Here is a 21,178-nt window from a genome sequence, read left to right as displayed (position 1 = left end):
CCGCCTGCGGCCTCGCGGCGATTGTCGCATCCGCCAACGCTGGCATAAATATGGACCGCCTGAACAGCCGCCGTTCAGGCGCCGCCGGTAGTATCGCTGGCCGGGGTTAGAAGGCTTGGGGTAGAATGCGCGGCTTTCGCGCGGGTTTTCACCCAGTTTGCGGCTCGGGCGCGCGATTTTCCGGGCGACCGGCGACGGATTTTCCCTCTGGAGGTATGCATGAAATTGCGTTTTTGTCTTATCGCGGCCGGTGTTCTCGCCGCCGGATCGGTGTCCGCTCAGGACGCTAAGTCGTCGGCTGCCGCTGCTCCTGCCGCCGCGCAGCAACAGGCGCAGAAGCCGCCCGCGCCGCTGACCGCCGCGGACAAGCCGAATCTCTCCTACGCGCTCGGCTTCCAGATCGGTGACGATCTCGCCGGTCGCAAGGTCGACATCGACATCAACCAGGTCGTCAAGGCGCTGCAGGACGGCTACGCCAAGCGCCAGCCGACCGTCACCGTCGACACGATGCGCGACGTGCTCGGCCGCTTCCAGTACGAGCAGTACACCAAGGCCAAGAGCGAGTACGACAAGGTCTCTTCGGAGAACAAGTCGAAGGCGCAGCGTTTCTTCGCCGAGAACAAGTCGAAGAAGGGCGTCGTGGCGCTGCCGAGCGGCGTGCAGTACGTCGTGATCGAAGAAGGCTCGGGCAGCAAGCACCCGACCCTGCAGAGCGAAGTGACGGCGAACTTCCGCCTGTCGCTGCTTAACGGTCAGGAGCTCGATTCCTCGTTCGCGCGCGGCGAGCCGTTTAAGTTCAAGGTCAACGAAGTGCTCAAGGGCTGGCAGGAAGTGCTGCCGCTGATGAAGATCGGCGACTACTGGCGCGTCTACGTGCCGTCCGATCTCGCCTACGGCGAGCGTGGCGACGGCCGCCGCATCGGCCCGGACGAGGCCCTGGTGTTCGAGCTGAAGCTCATGGACGTCAAGCCGTAAGCAAGTCCAGATGTAAAGCAGTCACACAACGCCGCGCTCGTCGCGGCGTTGATGTTTTCGGGTTCAATGCCATCATTTACGCTGATGCAAATCGACAAGCCGCCGCTTCTCGCCGCATGCGGCCGCAATATTTGCGATCATCCGCGGTTGTGAAATCGAAAGCGGCCGTTGCTGCCTGCACTTCTCCGTCAAGCATGTTCTCCTGGAAAAGCCCGCCGCCGAAACCGATCCTGACGCCGTGCATCGGCGTCTGCGAACTTGATGCGGCCGGTCTGTGTAAGGGCTGCCACCGCACGGTGGACGAGATTGCCCGATGGGGATCGATGAGCGATGGCGAACGTGCGCGCCTGATGAGCGAAGTCCTGCCGCAACGCGAGCCGAGTCCGGCGGCATGATCGCGGGAGGAGACGCTCTGGCCGTTTTGCGCGAACGCGTGCTGCGCAGCGTACGTCCGCTCGGCGAGCAGCCGGCAGCCGCCGGCTGGAACCACGACGATATGCGTCTTCTGATCGGCACAGGGCCGCGCCGCCCGGCGGCCGTGCTGCTCGCCCTCGTCGACCGCGGCGATGATCTCAACGTGCTGCTGACGCGCCGGACCGACGACTTGGCCAACCACGCGGGGCAGGTCAGCTTTCCGGGCGGAGGAATCGAGCCCGACGACGCCGATGCGATCGCCGCAGCGCTGCGCGAAACGCACGAAGAGATCGGCGTGGACAGCGGATTGATCGAGCCGATCGGCTATCTCGACACGTTCGAGACGATTTCGAGTTACCGCATCACGCCCGTCGTCGCGTGGCTCGATGCGGGTTATCACCCGGTGCCGAACCCGCGCGAAGTCGCCGAGATTTTCGAAGTGCCGCTTGCGTATTTTGTCGATCCGGCGAACAAGCACACGTTGCGCATGAATTATCTGGGCAAAGAGCGCGAGATCTATGAATTCTTCTATGGCGGCCAGCGCATCTGGGGCGCGACCGCGGCCATGCTGCTGAACTTCGTGAACCGGATGGAGACTGCTTCGCCATGAATGCCTCGCCGTTGATCTTGGCCGCCGACCTCGCCGCGCGACTCGGCGACGAGAACCTGTTGGTCGTCGACTGCCGTTTCGATCTGGCCGATCCGCAGCGCGGTGCGCGCGACTATGCCGAGGCGCATATCGCCGGCGCGGTTTACGCCGATCTCAATCGGGATTTGTCCGATTTGTCGAAGCCCAAGCTCGGCCGTCATCCGCTGCCCGATGCGGCGGCGTTTTCCGCCGTGCTCGGCGGTTGGGGCTGGACGCCGCAAACGCGTGTCGTCGCCTACGACGATGCGGGTGGCGCGCTCGCGGCGGCGCGGCTATGGTGGATGTTGCGCCTGGTCGGTGCTGAAAATATCACCGTGCTCGACGGCGGCTGGGCTGCGTGGAAGCGCGCAGGGTTGCCGGTCGATGCGAGCCAACCCAAGCGCACTGCAACGCAGGTTTCGCTCGAATTTGCCACAAAGGAAATCGTCTACACCGACGAACTGCGTGCTTTGCGATCGGTGCCATCGGCGCTCGTGCTCGACGCGCGCGGCGCTCAGCGTTTCCGCGGCGAGGTCGAACCGATCGATCCGGTTGCGGGCCATATTCCCGGTGCGCACAATCGGCCGTTCACCGAGAACCTGCAGGCGGACGGACGCTTCAAGCCGGCGGCCGAGCTGCGCGCTGAGCTTCAGGCCGCGATCGGCGCGCATGCGCCGGGCGAAGTGATCCACAGTTGCGGCTCAGGTGTCAGTGCCTGCCAGAACCTGTTGGCATTCGAGGTGGCGGGGCTGGCCGGTTCGCACGTCTATGCGCCGTCGTGGAGTGGCTGGATCGCCGATCCGGACAACCCGGTCGAGCGCGGCTGACCGCTCTCACGCCGCGGCTTTCGGCGCTCTGAGCTTGGCGACGAGCGCCTTGATCGTGGTTTGCGTTTCCGCGGAGAACCAGCCGGCGACGAATTCGTCGACACCGAGTTTGCTCAGATCCGCGAAGGCTGCGGCGAGATCGCCGCGCGCGATTAGCCGCGTCTGGTTCATCGCGGTCGGCGGCAGCTTGAGCAGGGCGGCGAGCCATTCGCGTGAGCGCGTGACGACGTGCGTGGGCTCGGCCAGCTCGTCGACGAAGCCGACGCGCAGCGCTTCGTCCGCATCGATCATCGCACCGGCGACGAGCAGGCGCTCGGCGCGATAGGCGCCGACGACGCGGCGCAGAGCGAGCTGGATCGCCTCGGGCACAGCGATGCCGACCTGCACTTCGTTGAGGCCGATTTTGTACGGCCCGCTCGCCATCACGCGATAGTCGGAAAACAGCGCCAGCACGGCGCCGCCCGCCGGGCTGTGGCCGGTGATCGCCGAGACGACCGGTACCGGCGAGCGCGCGAGCGCGGCGCAGAGGGCGAAGAAATCGTGCCAGAACGATTTCATCGCCGGTGCATCGAGCTGCAGCAGCGCGGGCAGATCGAGGCCGGCGGAGAACATGCCCGGCTGGCCGGACAGAATCACACCGCGCGCGCCTTGCGCGGGCGCGGCTTCGACCGCGGCGCGCAAAGTCGCGACAAACTCGGGATTCAGCGCATTTACCGGCGGCCGCGCTAGGCGCAGTTCAAGGATATCGTCGTGGCGAATCTGTTCGAGCATGGGAATCCCGTTTTTGCTGAAGCGTCCCTGCGGTCTGGATGGCATGCGGCTCCTGCCGCGTGCTCGGCCGGACATTCGCTGTGCGAAGGCCGGCCTCTCTCGTAGCTGTCGCGAAGCTCAATGCGTCGATGCAATCGATCCGCGTCGGAGCGCCAAGCGCTTCGCGCAAGTCACTTGTACGACTCGGTCCACTGATATTGCACGGTGTACGTCACCGTCGCCTCGCCGTTCGCCGGCACGTCGAGCTTGAATTCGACCGTATCGGAATTTTTCTTTTCGTACTTGGCCGAGGACTGGCTGATGTTCCATTGCGTCCAGCGATACAGGTGCTCACGTACGACCACGCTCTTCGGTGCGTCGCTTGCATTGCTGATGCGCAGCGCGAACGATTCGCTGAGGCTGTGCTGGCCCTTGTCGATCTGGAAATCGGTCTGGCGGCGCTCGCCGCGCAAGTCGAAGGCGTCGCCGAGCTGGAGTGCAATCGGCTCGTTCTTCGGCGTGTGGCCGATCTGGTCTTCGCCGATGAATTCGGGCGCGCCGTCGTTGGAATTCTGCAGCAGGCGCACGCGTCCGGCCGGCAGGGCGCGGTCGATGCGGAACGCGAGCGTCGAGCGCACGGCTGGCGGCGTACCCGCGCCGTAACTGCGATCGGTGATCGGCGCCATGCCCGGGTTGGCGCGATAGTGCGTCGCCTCGAACAGGTATTGGCGCTGACAGGCGACCGCCTGGTCGGGGAACAGCGCGACGCGCTGCAGACTGTTGTCGACGATATCGAGCGGCGTGTCGATCGTGTATTCGTGATAGTCGCCGACTGTGCCGGTTTCGGCGGCGGAGACGACATCGGCACTGGCCGCTTTCGCCATCATCATCGGCCGTGGCGCCTGGGTGCGGCCGACGCGGTTCGGCGCGCCAGCGATCAGCTTGACCTGCGCGCCGCGATAGCTCGTGCCGCTGCGGTCGGCGATCAGCGCCCAACCGGAGAGATTGAGTTTGCAGTCGCCGCCCGCACCGATCCAGCCCGAATATTCCGCGCGCCAGGCCAGGCCCAGGGTGGGATAGACGAACTCGAAATTGCGCGTGCCGCCCTGCTTTGCGTTGACGTCGAGGCGCAGGGCCGGTGTCGCCGACATGCCGCGCGGCAGGTCGGGGAAGGTGACGCGGCCGTAGTCCGTCACCGTCGTCACGCGGCCGTCTGGCAGTTGCACGGTGAGGCCGCCGTTATTCGACAACAGGATGCCGGTGATCGGCGTCGCGTTCGGATTCGCGCTGCTGCCGGCGATCTCGACCGAATGGCCGATCTGGCGCTGCACGAGTGCGTCGAACGACAGCGTCTGATCGTCGAAGCGCTGGCTGACGATGGTCGCGTCGCCCGCATCGACCACGCGCGCACTGAGCGCGGACGGATCGAGATAGCGCGCGACGTCGCGCACTTCGAGCGAGTTGCTGCCCGGATTCAGATTGAACTGGCGCCGGTCGCGCACCACCGCGTAGCCGCCGACCGCGTTCGCATTGTCGGCATCGCTCGTTTCAAACAGGCCGTCGCCGTTGTTCGCCTGTGCACTGTAGATCGAGAGCGCATAGCGCGAGGGCGGCGTCTGGGCGTTGGTACTCATGCAAAATCCGGCGAGTAGGGAAGCGGCGAGTATCGTGCGGCGCATGGTCGCGGTCCGTGCTGGGTCGGTCATGCGCGATATCATAGCCAGAAACCTTGCGAGGAATGTTTCGATGCGCCGATTGACTGCGCTGCTTTTGCTGGTGTTCACGCTGAGCCAGACCGCACTGGCCGCCGGGCGTCTCGAAATCGATCGCGCCTGGATTCGCACCGCGCCGCCGGGCGCGATGATGTTGGCCGGCTACGCGACTCTGCGCAACACCGGCGACGCACCGCTGACGGTGGTCGGAGCAAGCAGCGAAACGTTCGGCGATGCCTCGCTGCACGAGAGTGTCGAGGTCGATGGCGTGGCGCGTATGAAAGCGCTCGGCCCGCTGGAAATCGCTCCGGGCGCGAGCGTCGTTTTCGCGCCGGGTGGCAAGCATTTGATGCTGATGCGGCCCAAGGGCGAGATCAAGCCCGGCGGTAGTATAAAAATCCACATTGAAGCAAAGCCGGGCGACGGCGCGACGGCCGGTTTCGTCGTGCGCGACACCGCGCCGTAAGGATTCGACTCATCGAGTCCGCTCTCGATCCGCTAGACGGGTGCAAGAGCGGAACTCGAACGTATTGAATACTTTTCTCGCGGAACGTGCGCGGGACGCGCCTCTACACGCAGGCCGCGCGAACCTGCTCGGGCAGCGGCACCGACTTGCCCGTTGCCGGGTTGATCCACACCATCACGACGTTGCCGTCCATATAGAGCACGGATTCGTCTTTCGCATCGACGATGCGGTGCGCGATCGTGATCGAGCTGGTGCCGAGTCGTTCGCAGAACAACTGGACGACGATCTCGCCGGGCCAGGTGATCGGGCGGCGATAGTTGGCATGGACCGCGGCCATGATCGGCGCGCTGTCGTGGGCTGCCCAGTCGGCGACGTGCTCGGCCAGCCATTGCACGCGCGCTTCCTGCAGATAGACCAGGTAGGCGGCGTTGTTGACGTGGTTGAGCGCGTCATGGTCGCCCCAGCGCAGCGGCATGCGCAGCTCGAACAGCTTGCTCATCGGTGCCGAGGAAGTCGTGGTCTCGCTCATGCTGCTTTCCTCTTCTTGCCGTTGCTCGTGCCGAGCACGCGCGCAAGGAAGCGGCCGGTGTGCGAAGCCTCGTTCTTGGCGATGTCTTCGGGCGTGCCGGTCGCGATGATCTGGCCGCCGCGGTGGCCGCCTTCGGGGCCGAGATCGATGACCCAGTCCGCGGTCTTGATCACGTCGAGATTGTGTTCGATCACGACCACGGTGTTGCCGTCGTTGCGCAGGCGGTGCAGCACCTTGAGCAACTGCTCGATGTCGTGGAAATGCAGGCCGGTAGTCGGCTCATCGAGGATGTAGAGCGTGCGTCCGGTGTCGCGCTTGGACAGTTCGCGCGAGAGCTTGACGCGCTGTGCCTCGCCGCCCGACAAGGTCGTCGCGCTCTGGCCGAGCTTGATATACGAAAGGCCCACGTCGACCAGCGTCTCCAGCTTGCGCGCGAGTGCGGGCACGGGCTCGAACAGTTTCAGCGCGTCCTCGACAGTCATGTCGAGCACGTCGGAAATCGTGTGGCCCTTGTACATGATCTCAAGCGTCTCGCGGTTGTAGCGCTTGCCGTGGCAGACGTCGCACGGCACGTAGACGTCGGGCAGGAAGTGCATCTCGACCTTGATCATGCCGTCGCCTTCGCAGGCTTCGCAGCGGCCGCCCTTGACGTTGAACGAAAAGCGCCCCGGCTGGTAGCCGCGCGCGCGCGCTTCGGGCACCTGCGCGTAAAGCTCGCGCAGCGGCGTGAACAGGCCGGTATACGTCGCCGGATTCGATCGCGGTGTGCGTCCGATCGGCGATTGGTCGATGTCGACGACCTTGTCGAACAACTCCAATCCTTCGACTTTCTCGAACGGTGCCGGCTTCTCGTTCGCGCCGTTGAGTTCGGCCGCGGTGTAGCGGAACAGCGTGTCGTTGATCAGCGTGGACTTGCCCGAGCCGGAAACGCCAGTCACGCAGACGAACAGACCCGCGGGGATTTCCAGATCGACGTTCTTCAGATTGTTGCCCGAAGCGCCCTTGATGCGCAGCGCGAGTTGCGGATCGAAAGGATGGCGCTTGCGCGGCACTTCGATGCCGCGCTTGCCGGAAAGGTACTGGCCGGTCAGCGAGCGCTTCGATTCGAGTACGTTCTTGAGCTTGCCCTCGGCGACGACTTCGCCGCCGTGCACGCCCGCGCCGGGGCCGATGTCGACGATGTGGTCGGCGATACGGATCGCGTCCTCGTCGTGTTCGACGACGATCACCGTGTTGCCGAGGTCGCGCAGGCGCGTCAGTGTGCCGAGCAGACGTTCGTTATCGCGCTGATGCAGGCCGATCGAGGGTTCGTCGAGTACGTACATGACGCCGACCAGGCCGGCGCCGATCTGCGAGGCGAGGCGGATGCGCTGCGCTTCGCCGCCCGAAAGCGAATCGGCCTGGCGGTCGAGGGTCAGGTAGTCGAGGCCGACGTCGACAAGGAATTTCAGCCGTTCGCGGATCTCTTTGACGATCTTCGCCGCGATCTCGCCGCGCCAGCCGGCGAGCTTGAGTGTGTCGAAAAACGCCTGCGAGCGGTCGATCGGCAGCGCGGTCAGCGCGGACAGGTTGCTGTCGGCGACGAAGACGTTGCGAGCGCTGCGATTGAGGCGCTGGCCGTGGCAGTCGGGGCAGGGCCGTTCGCTGATGAACTTGGAGAGTTCCTCGCGCACCGCGGGCGATTCGGTTTCCTTGTAGCGCCGCTCCAGGTTCGGCACGATGCCTTCGAACTTGTGCTTGCGCGTCACCGCGGCACCGGTTTCGGTGAGATAGCGGAAGGTGATTTGCTCGTCGCCCGAACCGAACAGCACGGCCTTGCGGCTCGATTCCGGCAGCGACTCCCACGGTGCGTCGATATCGAAGCCGTAGTGCTTGGCCAGCGACATGATCATCTGGAAGTAATACATGTTGCGCCGATCCCAGCCGCGCACCGCGCCGGCGGCGAGCGACAGGTTCGGATGCACGACCACGCGCGTCGGGTCGAACACCTGGGTCACGCCGAGGCCGTCGCAGGATGGGCAGGCGCCGACCGGCGAGTTAAACGAGAACAGGCGCGGTTCGAGTTCGGGCAGCGAGTAGTCGCAGACCGGGCAGGAATAGCGCGAAGAAAAGATCGTCGGATTCGATTTCTCGTCGTCGAGATCGACCACGAGGACGATGCCGTCGCCGAGGCGCAGCGCGGTCTCGAACGATTCGGCGAGACGTTGCTTGATCTCGTCGTTCGGCCGGAAACGGTCGATGACGGCTTCGATGGTGTGTTTCTGGCGCAGGGCGAGCGCGGGCACGGCGTCGAGTTCGTGCAGTACGCCGTCGACGCGCGCACGCACGAAGCCCTGGGCGCGCAACTGCTCGAACACCTGCAGGTGCTCACCCTTGCGTTCGCGCACGATCGGCGCGAGCAGCATGTAGCGGCGCTCGGCATTCATCGCCAGGGTCGCATCGACCATCTGGCTGACGGTCTGCGCTTCGAGCGGAATGCCGTGGTCCGGGCAGCGCGGCGTGCCGACGCGTGCGAACAGCAAGCGCAGGTAGTCGTAAATCTCGGTGATCGTGCCGACCGTCGAGCGCGGGTTGTGCGAGGTCGACTTCTGCTCGATCGAAATCGCGGGCGAAAGGCCCTCGATGTGGTCGACGTCGGGCTTCTCCATCACCGAGAGAAACTGTCGCGCGTAGGCGGACAGCGACTCGACATAGCGGCGCTGGCCCTCGGCATAGATCGTGTCGAAGGCGAGCGAAGACTTGCCCGAGCCCGACAGGCCGGTGATCACGATCAGGCTGTCGCGCGGCAGGTCGAGGTCGATGTTTTTCAGATTGTGCGTGCGGGCACCGCGGATGCGGATCGTATCCATAGCTGCAAGGGGTTCGGGCCGACTGAGTACTATAACGCGCCGGTCAAGTCGCGGCGGAGGGGATTTCAGCGCCAAGCTGTCTCGGCGATCGAGACGCGCCAGCGTACCTCATCAATATTGCCAGCCCGAGCACGATTCAAGGAGGCGGTACGGCAAGTCTGCTGACGCAGTTTGTCAGCAGACTTCGAAACGGATTGCGAGGGTAGGGGATAGGCGCTACCGTGGCCGCGCCGGCGGACATCCGCCTCACTCCGGGGACAAAAATGGTCATCAAGAGCGTCAATGTCATCAAGCTCGCGGTTTTCCAGGCCGTCTTGGCCGCGATCGTCGGTCTCATCGCAGGCATCTTCGTCCTGCTGTTCGGCTCGATGATCGGCAGGATGAGCGGCGACACTGGGGCGGCGGCCGGCTTGATCGGTGGCATCGGCGCAGTGATTTTCCTGCCGATTCTCTATGGTGTGTTCGGATTCATCGGTGGGGCGATCGGCGCATTCATCTACAATCTCGTCGCCGGCGTGATCGGCGGCATCGAAATCGAGGTCGAATAGACCGCCACGCGCCGCGTGTTGACGTTAATTCCCTGAAAAGGTTATAGTAAGCGGCTGTTTTTAACGGCAGTTGTCAAAATAACTACAGAGGAATGCCCAATGTACGCAGTTATCGTCACCGGCGGTAAGCAATACCGCGTCGCTCAGGGGGAAACCCTGCGCGTAGAAAAAATCGAGGCCGACGTCGGCGCCGCGGTCAATTTCGACCAGGTTTTGCTGCTCGGCTCCGGCGAAGGCATCAAGGTCGGCGCGCCGACCGTCAGCGGTGCCTCGGTCGTGGCCAAGGTCGTCAAGCACGGCCGTCTCGACAAGATCCGTATCATCAAATTCCGCCGCCGCAAGCACCACATGAAGCAGCAAGGTCATCGGCAGCATTACACCGAAATCGAAATCACCGGCATTTCGGGTTAAGAGGAGCAATCAGTCATGGCACATAAAAAGGCAGGCGGCAGTACCCGTAACGGCCGCGACTCGAACCCGAAGTACCTCGGCGTGAAGATCTACGGCGGCCAAGCCGTCGAAGCCGGCAATATCATCGTGCGCCAGCGCGGCACCCAGTTCCATCCGGGCGCCGGCGTCGGCCTCGGTCGCGATCACACCTTGTTTGCGCTGGTCGACGGCACCGTCGAGTTCCGCACCAAGGGCATCAAGAACCGTCGCACGGTCAGCGTGGTTGCCGCGGTCTGATCCGCGCGCCAGCGAATCGACAGAGCCCGGCCTCGTGCCGGGCTTTTCGTTTCTGTGAAGTAAGCCCTCCGCAGTGAGCGCAAAAAGCAAAAAGCGTTTACGCTTCTGACCGCTCACCGCTCACCGCTCACCGCTCACCGCTCACCGCTCACCGCTCACCGCTCACGCTATTACCTTACTCAAATGAAATTCGTCGACGAAGCCGAGATCACCGTCCACGCCGGCAACGGCGGCAGCGGCTGCGTGAGTTTCCGGCGTGAAAAATTCATTCCGTTCGGCGGGCCGGACGGCGGCAACGGCGGCGACGGCGGCAGCGTCTTCCTCGTCGCTGACGAGGGCCTCAATACCCTGATTGATTTCCGCCACGAGCGCTCGTTCCGTGCGCAGCGCGGCGAGAACGGCATGGGGCGGCAGATGGCCGGCAAGGCCGGCGAGGACAGGATCATCCGCGTGCCGGTCGGCACCGCAGTGATCAACGTCGATACCGACGAAGTGATCGGCGACCTGACTCATCACGGCCAGTTGCTCAAGGTCGCCGAGGGCGGTCACGGCGGCGCCGGCAACGTCAACTTCAAGAGTTCGACCAACCGCGCGCCGCGCAAGGCGACACCGGGTACGGAAGGCGAAGCCCGCGAGTTGCGCCTGGAGCTGAAAGTGCTCGCCGACGTCGGCCTGCTCGGTTTCCCGAACGCGGGCAAGTCGACCTTCATCCGTGCCGTTTCGGCAGCGACTCCGCGCGTGGCCGACTACCCGTTCACGACCTTGCAGCCGCATCTCGGCGTCGTGCGCATCGGTACAGACCAGAGCTTCGTCATCGCCGATATTCCGGGCCTGATCGAAGGCGCGGCGGAAGGTGCCGGGCTCGGCATTCAGTTCCTCAAGCACGTGTCGCGCACGCGTCTGCTGCTGCATCTGGTCGACATCGCGCCGCTCGATGGCGAGACCGATCCGGCCGAACAGGTGCGCGCGATCGAGGCGGAACTCGAGAAGTTCGACGAAGATCTGCTCGGTCGCCCGCGCTGGCTCGTGTTCAACAAGGCCGATCTGCTGCCCGAGGACGAGCGCGAGAAGCTCGCCAAGGCGCTCGTGCGCAAGCTCAAGTGGAAGCAGCCGTGGTTCGTCGTCTCCGCGATTGCGCGCGAGGGAATCTGGCCGGTTGCGCTGAAAATCCAGGATTTCTTCGATCGGCTCAAGGCCGAGGCGGCGCAGGAATCGCCGAGCGAGGACGCTTGAGCGCAGTTCCGGCTGGCCCGGAATCGTTCGCCGGAGCGTGGTTAATCGTGCCCGCTTTGTCCTTCGTTCCGGCGCGCACCAAAGCGCCCATCGGAGCCGAAACCGGACGCAACGAATCGTGCCTCTGCGCGAGACCGACGGAAAAGACAAAGCCAACAAAAAAGCCGGCATCAGCCGGCTTTCTCGGCAAAGCGAAGTGCCTAGAATCAGGCCAGGGCTTTGATATGCGCGCTCAGGCGGCTCTTATGGCGGGCAGCCTTATTTTTGTGGATCAGGCCGCGGCTCGAATAGCGGTCCATGATCGGCTCAGCAGCCTTATAGGCGGCTTCGGCGCCGGCTTTGTCTTTCGCGGCGATCGCGTTGACGACTTTCTTGATCGAGGTGCGCAGCGCCGAGCGCGCGCTGGAATTGCGGGCGTTGCGCTTGACGGCCTGACGCGCACGCTTCTTCGCAGATTTGATATTGGCCAAGGGATGACTCCAGAAAAAAGAATGAAAATCGGGGGTGGAAAAAGGGGCGGAATTGTAATGGTTATGTCAAGTCTGGTCAACTTGGCCGGCGTTTCCGTCGCATGAAGCCGCCTAGCCTGCTGCGTTCGATGTTCTCGTTCAGCGCGATGACGATGATATCGCGCGTGCTCGGCCTTGTGCGTGATCAGTCGATCAGCGCGACATTCGGCGTGAGCTGGATGACCGATGCCTTCTGGGTCGCCTTCCGCATCCCGAACTTCCTGCGCCGGCTGTTTGCCGAAGGCTCGTTCAGCACGGCCTTCGTGCCGGTGTTCACCGAGGTCAAGGAAAAGCGCTCGCATGCGGAGCTGAAGGCGCTCGTGGCGAAGACCGCCGGGACGCTCGGCGGCGTACTGCTGGTCGTCACTGCGCTTGGCGTGCTCGGTTCGGACCAGGTCGCCGCGCTGTTCTCGTTCGGCGCGCTCGACACGCCGGAAAAAGCGCAGCTGACTTCCGACCTGCTGCGCATCACCTTCCCGTTTCTGCTGTTCGTTTCCCTGACCGCGCTCGCGGGCGGTGTGCTCAACAGCTTCCACCGCTTTGCCCTGCCGGCGTTGACGCCGGTCATCCTCAACCTGTGCATGATCGTCGGCGCGCTGTGGTGGAGCCGCTATTTCCAGGTGCCAATCAAGGCGCTGGCCTGGTCGATCTTCATCGCCGGCATCCTGCAATTGCTGTTTCAGTTCCCCGCGCTGCGCCGGCTCGACCTGCTTGCCTGGCCGAGTTGGGGCTGGGCGCATTCGGAAGTGCGACGGATCATGCGGCTCATGATCCCGACCCTGTTCGGTTCGTCGGTCGCGCAGGTGAACCTCTTGCTCGACACGGTGATCGCCTCGCTGTTGATCACCGGCTCGCAGACCTGGCTGCAGACGGGCGACCGCCTGCTCGAACTGCCGCTCGGTATCTTCGGCGTCGCGCTCGGCACTGTGATCCTGCCGAGCCTGTCGCGTCATCACGTCAACACCGACCATGCCGGGTTCTCGCGCGCGCTCGACTGGGGTCTGCGCACGACCTTGCTGATCGCGGTTCCGGCCATGCTCGGTCTGGTCCTGCTCGGCAAGCCGATCGTCGCGACGCTGTTCCAGCACGGCAAATTCACCGCGGGCGACGCGGACATGGTTGCGCTGAGCTTGTCCGCGCTGAGCTTCGGCCTGCCGGCGTTTGCTCTGGTCAAAGTGCTCGTTCCGGCGTTCTACGCGCGCCAGGACACGAAAACACCGGTGCGCGCGGGCATCGCCGCGATGGTCGCGAACATGGCGCTCAACATCCTCCTGGTCGGTGCGCTGTACCTGCTCTGGCGCGGTGCGGAGATGCCCGGAGAAGGGCTGCTCGCGCGCATCGCCAACGTGCGCGGCCTGCATATGGGTGTGGCCTTGGCCTCGAGCCTGGCGAGTTATCTCAACTTGCTGCTGCTCTGGCGCGCGCTGCGCCGCGAGGCCATCTATCGGCACGAGCCAGGTTGGGGGCGGCATCTGCTGCGCCTGACGGTGGCCTGCGTGCTGATGGTCGGCGTGATCCTCGCCGGTCTGGCGATCTGGCCCGAATGGACGACGGCCGGCGTGGTTCAGCGCGCCTGGCGGTTGGGCGCCATCATTTCTGTCGCTGGCGGCGTCTATATCGCCGCCCTTTATGCCGGCGGCATGCGTCTGCGCGATTTGCGCGCGCACTAAAACCTGAGAGACGAATCAATTTCCAGGCCGGCGCAATGCGCCGATGGCCGTCGCGGCGAGCAGTAGAGCGAGCAGGCCGAGCAGTGCGGAATTCGCTGCCGGCGCCGCTACCGCTGGTGTACCGACGACGGCGGAATTGACGACCTGGTTGATGCTCGCACTGCTTGGTGCATTATTGCTGTCGCCGGAGTAGTTGACCGTGATGGCGTGAGTGCCGACAACAAGCGCGCTGGTTGAATAGCTAGCCTGACCGTTGCTGTCGAGCGCCACTGTTGTCAGCGTCGTCGTTCCGTCGAGGATGGTCAGCATGCCGGTTGCCGACGCGAGCGCGAGCCCCATTTTTGCCGCCGGCATAGCTTGTGCGCCGACAGTGCGTGCGAAGGTCGGCGCTTGCCCTGCGTTCACGGACACGCCGAAAGTGACGGCTTGTCCGAACGTACTGGGGTTCGAGCTGCTGCTGAGAACAACCGAAGTCGTCGCCGGGTTTACGGACTGTGTCAGCGTGCCGCTGCTGGCCGCGAAATTCGCATCGCCCGGGTAGCTGGCGCTGATCGTGTGCGATCCCGCATGCAACGTGCTGGTGGAAAAGACTGCCTGGCCGCTACTGTTCAGTGCTCCTGTACCGAGCGTCGTTGTGCCATCAACGAAGGTGACCGTGCCTGTCGGCGTACTCGGCCCGGATGAGCCGCTGACAGTGGCGGTGAAGGTTACGGCTTGTCCGAATGTGCTCGGGTTGCTGCCGCTGCTCAGCGTCATCGTGCTGGCCGCATGGTTCACGACCTGCGTCAGCGTAGAGCTGCTGCTGGCCGAAAAATTCGTACTGCCGGAGTAGCTGGCGGTGATGGCGTGCGACCCAGCGCTCAGTGCGCCGGTGGAAAAGGTCGCCTGGCCGCCGGCATTGAGCGTGACCGAAGCAAGCACCGTCGTGCCGTCGAGGAAGGTCACCGTGCCGGATGGCGTACCCGCGCCGGGTGCATTGACGTTGACGGTTGCAGTGAGCGTCACGGTCTGCCCCGGTGCGCTCGGATTGACGCTGCTGGCGAGGGTCGTTGTGGTGCCAGCCTGGTTTACGACCTGGTTCAGTGCGGCGCTGGTGCCGGCGCTGAAATTCGTGTCGCCGGAATAGCTGGCGCTGATCGAATGGGATCCGACGCCGAGGGAACCGATCGAAAACGCCGCCTGACCGCCGCTATTGAGCGTGACCGAAGCCAGCGTCGTTGTGCCGTCGAGGAAGGTCACGGTGCCGGACGGCGTGCCCGTGCCGGGAGCATTCGCGCTTACGCTCGCGGTGAACGTTACGGTTTGACCGAAGACGCTGGGATTCGCATCGCTTGTCAGCGCGGTCGTGGTGGCCGTCGCCGCGACCTGTTCGGTCGCCGCGGAGGGGGTGGTGGAGGTGAAGCCGGCACCGTTGTAGCGCGCAGTGATCGCATGTGTGCCGAGCGCGAGCGTGCTCGTGGTGCAGGTGGCCGTGTTGCCGCTGACGTTGACCGGTCCACCGCATAGCGGCGTACCGCCGCTGCAGAAGCGCGCGTCATTCGCAGGGCCGCCGTCGCAGAAATTCACCGTGCCGCCGGAAAATCCGGGCGCTATCGTTGCGGTCAGCACGACAGGTTGGCCGTAGCTCGACGCGGCGGGATTCGCGCCGATCGTGATATTGCTGGAGTCGGCGAATCCGGCGTTGTTGCCGATGAAATTGCCGAAGGAATTCGGTGTGGTGCCTACCGTAAGGTAGGTTGGAGTCCCTCCGGTTTTGGCAATCCGCACCAGCCTGTTGTTGCCCGACTCGGTGACGTAGACGTAGTTCGAGTCCAGGGCGATGGCTTGCGGGGTGTTGAGACCGGTCGTGAGCGATGTCGCCGCGCCGCCGGTCTTGATCATCGTGCGCACCGTACCGGGGTTGTCGTTCGTCGTCCAGTACAGGCTGCTCGCATCCGCCGCGATCGAGGTGGGATGGGTTTCATTCGTGAGCAGCGGCGTGCTGGCGCCGAGACCGGCGCCGGCGGCTTTTGTCCGGATACTGCCGCAGGTATCGATGCCGTTGCAGTTGTGATCGACCCAGAATGCCTGATTGTTGGCGTCCACCGCGATGCCGAACGCACCGGGTTCTTGCTGGTTCGTCCAATTGCCTCCGCTGCCCGAGGGGACCGTGGCGCTTTCGACGATGTTGAAGACGTTTCGAGTCAGCAGCAGGTGCGCACCATCCTGGCTGAAGGCAAAGCCACGAACCGCGGTGCGGTTTGGGAGAAACGTGCTCGACAGGTTGGTCGTCGTATCGATTGTCGCTACGAGAGGCTGCGGATTGGCGCTGGGTCCGCCATCGAGACCGACGTAAAGGTGCCCACCCGAAGGATCGACGACGACGGACCAGGGATGAATCGATAAAGCCGTCAACGAAATCGTGTCCACGACGGTGTTGAGCTGGGTGTCGATCACCGAGACCGTGCCGTCGTTATAGTTGCTTACGTAGACGCGAGGCCGGCTCGGGTGAATCGCAACGCTCTGCGGCCCGGCGCCGACCGCGATCGTGTTGGTGACGGCGAACGAAGATAGATCGACCACCGAAACGGTGTTGTCGCCGAAATTGGCGATGTACGCAGCTGGTGCCGCGGTCGCCGCGAGGGGGCAGAAGGCGACAAGGGTGATCGCGGCTGAGCGCAGCATTCTCCGAATGCGCAGATTCATGAGACGGCCTCTTCAATGGTTACGGCGAATCGTAACCGGCGCTGCTGTAGCGGCGCGGCGGCTGAAAATATCACCCGGATCGATGACAGTACAATGCCAAACGCAAGCGATTCTTTGTGCGGCGCAGCGCAGTCGGTATACTCGGTAGAATGAATCGTTTGTTCCGGGACGCTTCGGGCCCCAGTCTGGCCCCTAGCGGCAGCGTGATCTGCATCGGTGCGTTCGATGGCATGCATCTGGGCCATCGCGCCGTGCTTGCGCGCGTGTGCGAACGGGCGCGCGAGTTGAATCTGGATTCGGTCGTCGCCAGCTTTGAACCGTTGCCGCGCGAATTCTTTGCACGCGGCCGGCCGATGCCGCGGCTGTCGAGCGCGCGTGAAAAGATCGAGCAGTTTCGCGTTGCCGGCATCGATCTAGCTTTGCTGCTGCGTTTCAACGCGGCCCTGGCGGCGATGAGCGCGCAGGACTTCGTCGAACGCGTGCTGGTCAAGCGCCTCAACGCGCGCGAGGTTTGGGTCGGCGAGGGATTCCGCTTCGGCCATGCGCGCGGCGGCGATGTCGAACTGCTGCAGCGTCTCGGCCGTGAGCACGGATTCACTGCGCAGGCGCTCGAGCCGGTCGTTGTCGAGGGCGAGCGTATTTCCAGTTCGGCGATCCGCGAAGCGCTGGCCGGAGGCAGCTTCGAACTCGCCGCGCGCTGGCTCGGCCGGGCGTTCGCGATCGGTGGCCACGTGGTGCGCGGTCAACAGCTTGGGCGCAAGCTCGGCTATCCGACCGCGAACTTGCGTCTCGGCTCGCGCACCTCGCCCGTGGAGGGCATCTTCGCGGTGCGCGTGCATGGCGTCGGCGATGCGCCGCATCCCGGCGTGGCGAGCCTCGGCGTGCGCCCGACCGTGAACGGCAAGGAGCCGCTGCTCGAAGCGCACTTGTTCGATTTCGCCGGCGACCTCTACGGTCGTCGTATACAAGTGGAATTTGTGGAAAAATTGCGCGACGAGGAGAAATTCGCCGACCTCGACGCGATGGTGAAGCAGATCGATCGCGACGCCGAACAGGCGCGCGTGATCCTGCTGCGCTAGCCTGAAACAAGATTGCGGCCCACGAGGGGGCCGGTTGCGTTCGGGTCTTTGCCCGGACGTCCTGGCGTGAGTTCGGACCGGTGCCGGACTCATGCGAGCCGATATCAGCGCAGGATGCGCGGAATTCGGCGGTGAACAACCAACGGGTTGCCGCACGACGGCGGCGACTGGAGCGAGAATGAGCATCGACTACAAATCCACGATCAACCTGCCGCAGACCGATTTCGCGATGAAGGCCGATCTCGCCAAGCGCGAGCCGGCGATGCTGGCGGAGTGGGAGAAATCCGACCGCTACGGCGAGATTCAGAAGAAGACCGCGGATCGCGCGCACGCCTTCATTCTGCACGACGGCCCGCCGTACGCGAACGGCGCGATCCATCTCGGCCATGCGGTCAACAAGATTCTCAAGGACATCGTAGTCAAGTCGAAGCTCGTCGCGGGGCTGCGCTCGCCGTACGTGCCGGGCTGGGACTGCCACGGCCTGCCGATCGAAGTCGCGGTCGAGAAGAAAGTCGGCAAAGTCGGGCAGAAAGTCGATGCGACCGAATTTCGCAAACTCTGCCGCGAATACGCGACCAAGCAGATCGATCTGCAGCGCACCGACTTCAAGCGTCTCGGCGTGCTCGGCGATTGGAGCAATCCGTACCGCACGCTCGATTTCAAGTTCGAGGCCGACGAAATCCGCGCGCTGGCAAAAGTGATCGCGAACGGCCATCTTGTGCGCGGCGAAAAACCGGTCTATTGGTGCTTCGACTGCGGCTCGGCGCTCGCCGAAGCCGAAATCGAATATCAGGACAAGGTGTCGAGTGCGATCGACGTCGCCTACGACGCGCTCGATGCAAAAGCGCTCGCAGCCAAGTTCGGCGTCACGGTCGACGACGGCGATATCGTCGCCGTGCCGATCTGGACGACGACGCCGTGGACGCTGCCGGCCAGCGTCGCGGTCACGCTCGGTCCCGATATCGACTACGTGCTGATCGATGGCCCCGCACGCGACGGCAAGCGCGTGCTGCTCGTCGTCGCCGAGGCGCTCCTGGAAAAAGTTGCGAAGCGCTACGGCCTGGAAAATCCCGTTGCGCTCGGCCACGTCAAAGGCGCCGGGCTCGATCTGGTCAAACTGCATCATCCGTTCTACCAGCGCGAGATTCTGCTGATCAACGGCGACCACGTCACTACCGAGGACGGCACGGGCGCCGTGCATACCGCACCGAGCCACGGCATGGAAGACTTCGTCGTCGCGCGCGAGTACGGTATCGCCGGCGTCAATCCGCTCGGACCGAACGGCGTCTACACGCCCGAGACGGAATTGTTCGCCGGCCAATTCATCTGGAAAGCGAACGACGCCATCGTCGAGCTGCTGCGCGAACGCGGCGTCCTGCTCGCGGCGGAGAAGATCACCCACAGTTACCCGCACTGCTGGCGCCATCGCACGCCCGTGGTGTTCCGCGCGACCCCGCAGTGGTTCATCGGCATGGAGACGGCGGGCTTGCGCGCCGGTGCGCTCAAGGCGATCCGTGACGATGTCGACTGGTATCCGGCCTGGGGTGAGGAGCGCATCTACGGCATGATCGCCGGCCGCCCGGACTGGTGCATTTCGCGTCAGCGCACGTGGGGCGTGCCGATCGCGCTGTTTATTCACAAGTCCACGGGCGAGCCACATCCGCGCAGCGTCGAGCTGATGGAGCAAGTCGCGCAGCGCGTCGAGCAGGCCGGCGCCGATGCGTGGTACGCGCTCGATCCGCGCGAGCTGCTCGGCGACGAAGCCGAACAGTACGAGAAAGTCACCGACATTCTCGACGTCTGGTTCGATTCGGGCACGACGCACTATTGCGTGCTCGACCAGCGTGCGGAACTCGCGCGCAAGCCGGGCGACAAGGTCATGTATCTCGAAGGCTCGGATCAGCATCGCGGCTGGTTCCATTCTTCGCTGCTGACCTCGGTGGCGATGCACGGCAACGCGCCGTACGACGAAGTGCTCACGCACGGCTTCACCGTCGATGCGCAGGGGCGCAAGATGTCGAAGTCGCTCGGCAACGGCATCGAGCCGCAGGACGTGATGAAGAACTACGGCGCCGACATCCTGCGCCTGTGGATCGCGTCGGCCGACTACCGCAACGAGATGGCGCTCTCGGACGAGATTCTGAAGCGCGTCGCCGATGCCTATCGCCGCATCCGCAACACCGCGCGCTTCCTGCTCGGCAATCTGCACGGCTTCGATCCGGCGCAGCATCTGGTCAAGGTCGAAGACAGTTTGCTGCTCGACCAATGGGCGGTGCAGCAGGCCTATGACACCCAGCAGGCGGTGATCGCGGCATATGCGCGCTACGACTTTCCCGAGGTCGTCCAGCGCGTGCAGAACTTCTGCACGAACGAAATGGGCTCGCTTTACCTCGACATCACCAAGGACCGCCTGTACACGATGCAGCCGAATAGCCACGGCCGGCGCAGCGCGCAGAGCGCGATGTACCGCATCGTCGAGGCAATGGCGCGCTGGCTCGCGCCGATCCTGTCGTTCACTGCGGAGGAAATCTGGCCGCTGATCCCGGGCAAGCGCGACGGCTCGGTGCTCTTCGAGACCTTCTACGACGGTCTCGCTGCGACGCAAAGCAAACCCGAGCAGCGTGCGCTGTGGGCGGATCTGCTGACGATCCGCGCGGCGGTGGCGAAGCAGCTCGAAGGCATGCGCAACGCCGGTGAGATTGGCGCGGCGCTCGAAGCCGACGTCGCGCTGTATGCCGACGCGTCGCTGCATGCGCGCCTCGCGCCGGTGGCCGAGGAACTGCGTTTCTTCTTCATCACTTCCGGATTGCATCTCGGCGACGACAAGAATGTCCCGGCGAATGCGCAGAAGCTGGAAGTGGCAGGCGATGGTTCCGCGCCGGCCGCGGTGTGGATTTCCGCCAAAGTTGCGGAAGGGCAGAAGTGCATCCGCTGCTGGCATCGCCGCGAAGACGTTGGTGCGCATGCCGAACATCCGGAAATCTGCGGGCGTTGCGTGGACAACCTGCCTGACGGCCCCGGCGAGCAGCGGCGGTATTTCTAATGGACAAACCCGTGTCATGGAAGGCCAGCGGATTGCCTTGGCTCGTGCTCTCCGCCGTCGTCATCGTCGCCGATCAGATCGTCAAGGCGATCGTGCTCGCGGTGCTGCGGCCCTACGAACCGCATGAAGCGATTGCGGGGCTGCTGAACTGGACGCTCGCGTTCAACAGGGGCGCGGCTTTCAGTTTCCTGCACGACGAGTCGGGCTGGCAGCGCTGGCTGTTCTCGCTGCTTGCCATCGGCGTCAGTGTGGTCCTCGTTCGCTGGCTCGCTTCGATCGCCCGATCCGATTGGCGCAACGCGTTGCCGTTGTCGCTGGTGATCGGCGGCGCGCTCGGCAACCTGATCGACCGCGTGCGTTTCGGCCAGGTCACCGATTTCATCGACGTCTATTGGCGTGATGCGCATTTCCCCGCATTCAATATCGCGGACTCGGCGATCACGGTCGGTGCGGTGTTGTTGATCTGGTTCGGATTCTTCGCAGCGAAGAAGTCGTAGAAGCACGATTTATCGTGCCTAGCACTTGCTCGTCATTCCCGCGAAGGCGGGAATGACGAGCAAAGAATACCCGTCGC

19 protein-coding genes are annotated in these 21,178 nt (G+C 64.1%); 13 read left to right on the top strand and 6 right to left on the bottom strand.

The window, feature by feature from the left end:
- The first annotated feature begins 219 nt into the window (after positions 1–219).
- The 4 genes from FFS30_RS02890 (at position 220) to FFS30_RS02875 (ending at position 2,844) form a co-directional block, all read left to right on the top strand.
- Entirely contained in the window at positions 220–975 is a 756-nt protein-coding gene (locus FFS30_RS02890) for an FKBP-type peptidyl-prolyl cis-trans isomerase (protein ID WP_137911602.1), read from the top strand.
- Positions 976–1,091: 116 nt separating this feature from the next.
- Positions 1,092–1,370 (top strand): DUF1289 domain-containing protein, encoded by a 279-nt coding sequence (locus tag FFS30_RS24150; protein WP_249352134.1) that lies wholly within the window; start codon positions 1,092–1,094, stop codon positions 1,368–1,370.
- Positions 1,367–1,999 carry a CoA pyrophosphatase gene (locus FFS30_RS02880; protein ID WP_137911601.1) on the top strand — a complete coding sequence of 211 codons (633 nt, stop codon included), beginning with the start codon at positions 1,367–1,369 and terminating at the stop codon, positions 1,997–1,999. Before FFS30_RS24150 ends, FFS30_RS02880 begins: the two co-directional genes overlap by 4 nt.
- Positions 1,996–2,844: a sulfurtransferase gene (locus FFS30_RS02875; protein ID WP_137911600.1), complete on the top strand. Its 849-nt coding sequence runs from the start codon at positions 1,996–1,998 to the stop codon at positions 2,842–2,844. The genes FFS30_RS02880 and FFS30_RS02875 overlap by 4 nt, the downstream gene beginning before the upstream one ends.
- 6 nt (positions 2,845–2,850) lie before the next feature.
- Here FFS30_RS02875 and FFS30_RS02870 read toward each other — a convergent pair whose 3' ends face one another.
- Together FFS30_RS02870 and FFS30_RS02865 are read right to left on the bottom strand one after the other, a co-directional pair.
- Positions 2,851–3,615 carry an enoyl-CoA hydratase/isomerase family protein gene (locus FFS30_RS02870; protein WP_137912554.1) on the bottom strand — a complete coding sequence of 255 codons (765 nt, stop codon included), beginning with the start codon at positions 3,613–3,615 and terminating at the stop codon, positions 2,851–2,853.
- Between the two features lie 170 nt (positions 3,616–3,785).
- Positions 3,786–5,228: a hypothetical protein gene (locus FFS30_RS02865; RefSeq protein WP_137911599.1), complete on the bottom strand. Its 1,443-nt coding sequence runs from the start codon at positions 5,226–5,228 to the stop codon at positions 3,786–3,788.
- A gap of 112 nt (positions 5,229–5,340) precedes the next feature.
- Between FFS30_RS02865 and FFS30_RS02860 the strand changes: the two genes are divergently transcribed.
- Positions 5,341–5,772: a copper chaperone PCu(A)C gene (locus FFS30_RS02860; RefSeq protein WP_137911598.1), complete on the top strand. Its 432-nt coding sequence runs from the start codon at positions 5,341–5,343 to the stop codon at positions 5,770–5,772.
- A gap of 103 nt (positions 5,773–5,875) precedes the next feature.
- On the opposite strand, the gene FFS30_RS02855 is transcribed toward FFS30_RS02860, so the two are convergent.
- Together FFS30_RS02855 and uvrA are read right to left on the bottom strand one after the other, a co-directional pair.
- Positions 5,876–6,301: a thioesterase family protein gene (locus tag FFS30_RS02855; RefSeq protein ID WP_137911597.1), complete on the bottom strand. Its 426-nt coding sequence runs from the start codon at positions 6,299–6,301 to the stop codon at positions 5,876–5,878.
- A complete protein-coding gene (gene uvrA, locus FFS30_RS02850; RefSeq protein WP_137911596.1) occupies positions 6,298–9,150 on the bottom strand; it encodes an excinuclease ABC subunit UvrA in 2,853 nt (950 codons plus the stop codon). Before uvrA ends, FFS30_RS02855 begins: the two co-directional genes overlap by 4 nt.
- A gap of 263 nt (positions 9,151–9,413) precedes the next feature.
- Here uvrA and FFS30_RS02845 point away from each other — a divergent pair, with 263 nt between their 5' ends.
- The 4 genes from FFS30_RS02845 to cgtA all read left to right on the top strand — a co-directional run bounded on the left by FFS30_RS02845 (position 9,414) and on the right by cgtA (position 11,618).
- Entirely contained in the window at positions 9,414–9,698 is a 285-nt protein-coding gene (locus FFS30_RS02845; protein ID WP_137911595.1) for a hypothetical protein, read from the top strand.
- 99 nt (positions 9,699–9,797) lie between these two features.
- Complete coding sequence (gene rplU, locus FFS30_RS02840; RefSeq protein ID WP_137911594.1) at positions 9,798–10,109, top strand: 50S ribosomal protein L21; 312 nt, start codon at positions 9,798–9,800, stop codon at positions 10,107–10,109.
- 15 nt (positions 10,110–10,124) lie between these two features.
- Complete coding sequence (rpmA, locus tag FFS30_RS02835) at positions 10,125–10,385, top strand: 50S ribosomal protein L27 (RefSeq protein WP_137911593.1); 261 nt, start codon at positions 10,125–10,127, stop codon at positions 10,383–10,385.
- A 183-nt stretch (positions 10,386–10,568) separates the two neighbouring features.
- On the top strand, positions 10,569–11,618 hold the full coding sequence (gene cgtA, locus FFS30_RS02825; RefSeq protein ID WP_137911592.1) for an Obg family GTPase CgtA: 1,050 nt from the start codon (positions 10,569–10,571) through the stop codon (positions 11,616–11,618).
- Between the two features lie 206 nt (positions 11,619–11,824).
- Here cgtA and rpsT read toward each other — a convergent pair whose 3' ends face one another.
- Positions 11,825–12,088 carry a 30S ribosomal protein S20 gene (gene rpsT / locus FFS30_RS02820; RefSeq protein WP_137911591.1) on the bottom strand — a complete coding sequence of 88 codons (264 nt, stop codon included), beginning with the start codon at positions 12,086–12,088 and terminating at the stop codon, positions 11,825–11,827.
- Positions 12,089–12,189: 101 nt separating this feature from the next.
- Between rpsT and murJ the strand changes: the two genes are divergently transcribed.
- Positions 12,190–13,797, top strand: a complete 1,608-nt coding sequence (gene murJ, locus FFS30_RS02815) for a murein biosynthesis integral membrane protein MurJ (RefSeq protein WP_137911590.1) — start codon at positions 12,190–12,192, stop codon at positions 13,795–13,797.
- Between the two features lie 15 nt (positions 13,798–13,812).
- Here the strand turns inward: murJ and FFS30_RS02810 are convergent, their stop codons facing one another.
- Entirely contained in the window at positions 13,813–16,482 is a 2,670-nt protein-coding gene (locus FFS30_RS02810; protein ID WP_137911589.1) for an Ig-like domain repeat protein, read from the bottom strand.
- Between the two features lie 149 nt (positions 16,483–16,631).
- Between FFS30_RS02810 and FFS30_RS02805 the strand changes: the two genes are divergently transcribed.
- From FFS30_RS02805 to lspA, 3 genes are all read left to right on the top strand, one after another.
- Positions 16,632–17,561, top strand: a complete 930-nt coding sequence (locus FFS30_RS02805) for a bifunctional riboflavin kinase/FAD synthetase (RefSeq protein ID WP_137911588.1) — start codon at positions 16,632–16,634, stop codon at positions 17,559–17,561.
- A 178-nt stretch (positions 17,562–17,739) separates the two neighbouring features.
- Positions 17,740–20,604, top strand: coding sequence for an isoleucine--tRNA ligase (gene ileS, locus FFS30_RS02800; RefSeq protein ID WP_137911587.1), 2,865 nt, complete (start codon positions 17,740–17,742; stop codon positions 20,602–20,604).
- A gap of 11 nt (positions 20,605–20,615) precedes the next feature.
- Complete coding sequence (gene lspA / locus FFS30_RS02795; protein ID WP_249352132.1) at positions 20,616–21,101, top strand: signal peptidase II; 486 nt, start codon at positions 20,616–20,618, stop codon at positions 21,099–21,101.
- Positions 21,102–21,178 lie beyond the last annotated feature (77 nt).

This window comes from Rudaea sp. 3F27F6 (assembly GCF_005503555.1).
In the GTDB taxonomy this organism is placed as follows: domain Bacteria; phylum Pseudomonadota; class Gammaproteobacteria; order Xanthomonadales; family Rhodanobacteraceae; genus Rudaea.
The sequence above is the reverse complement of the archived record's forward strand: the minus strand, read 5'-3'. Positions and strand labels throughout refer to the sequence as shown.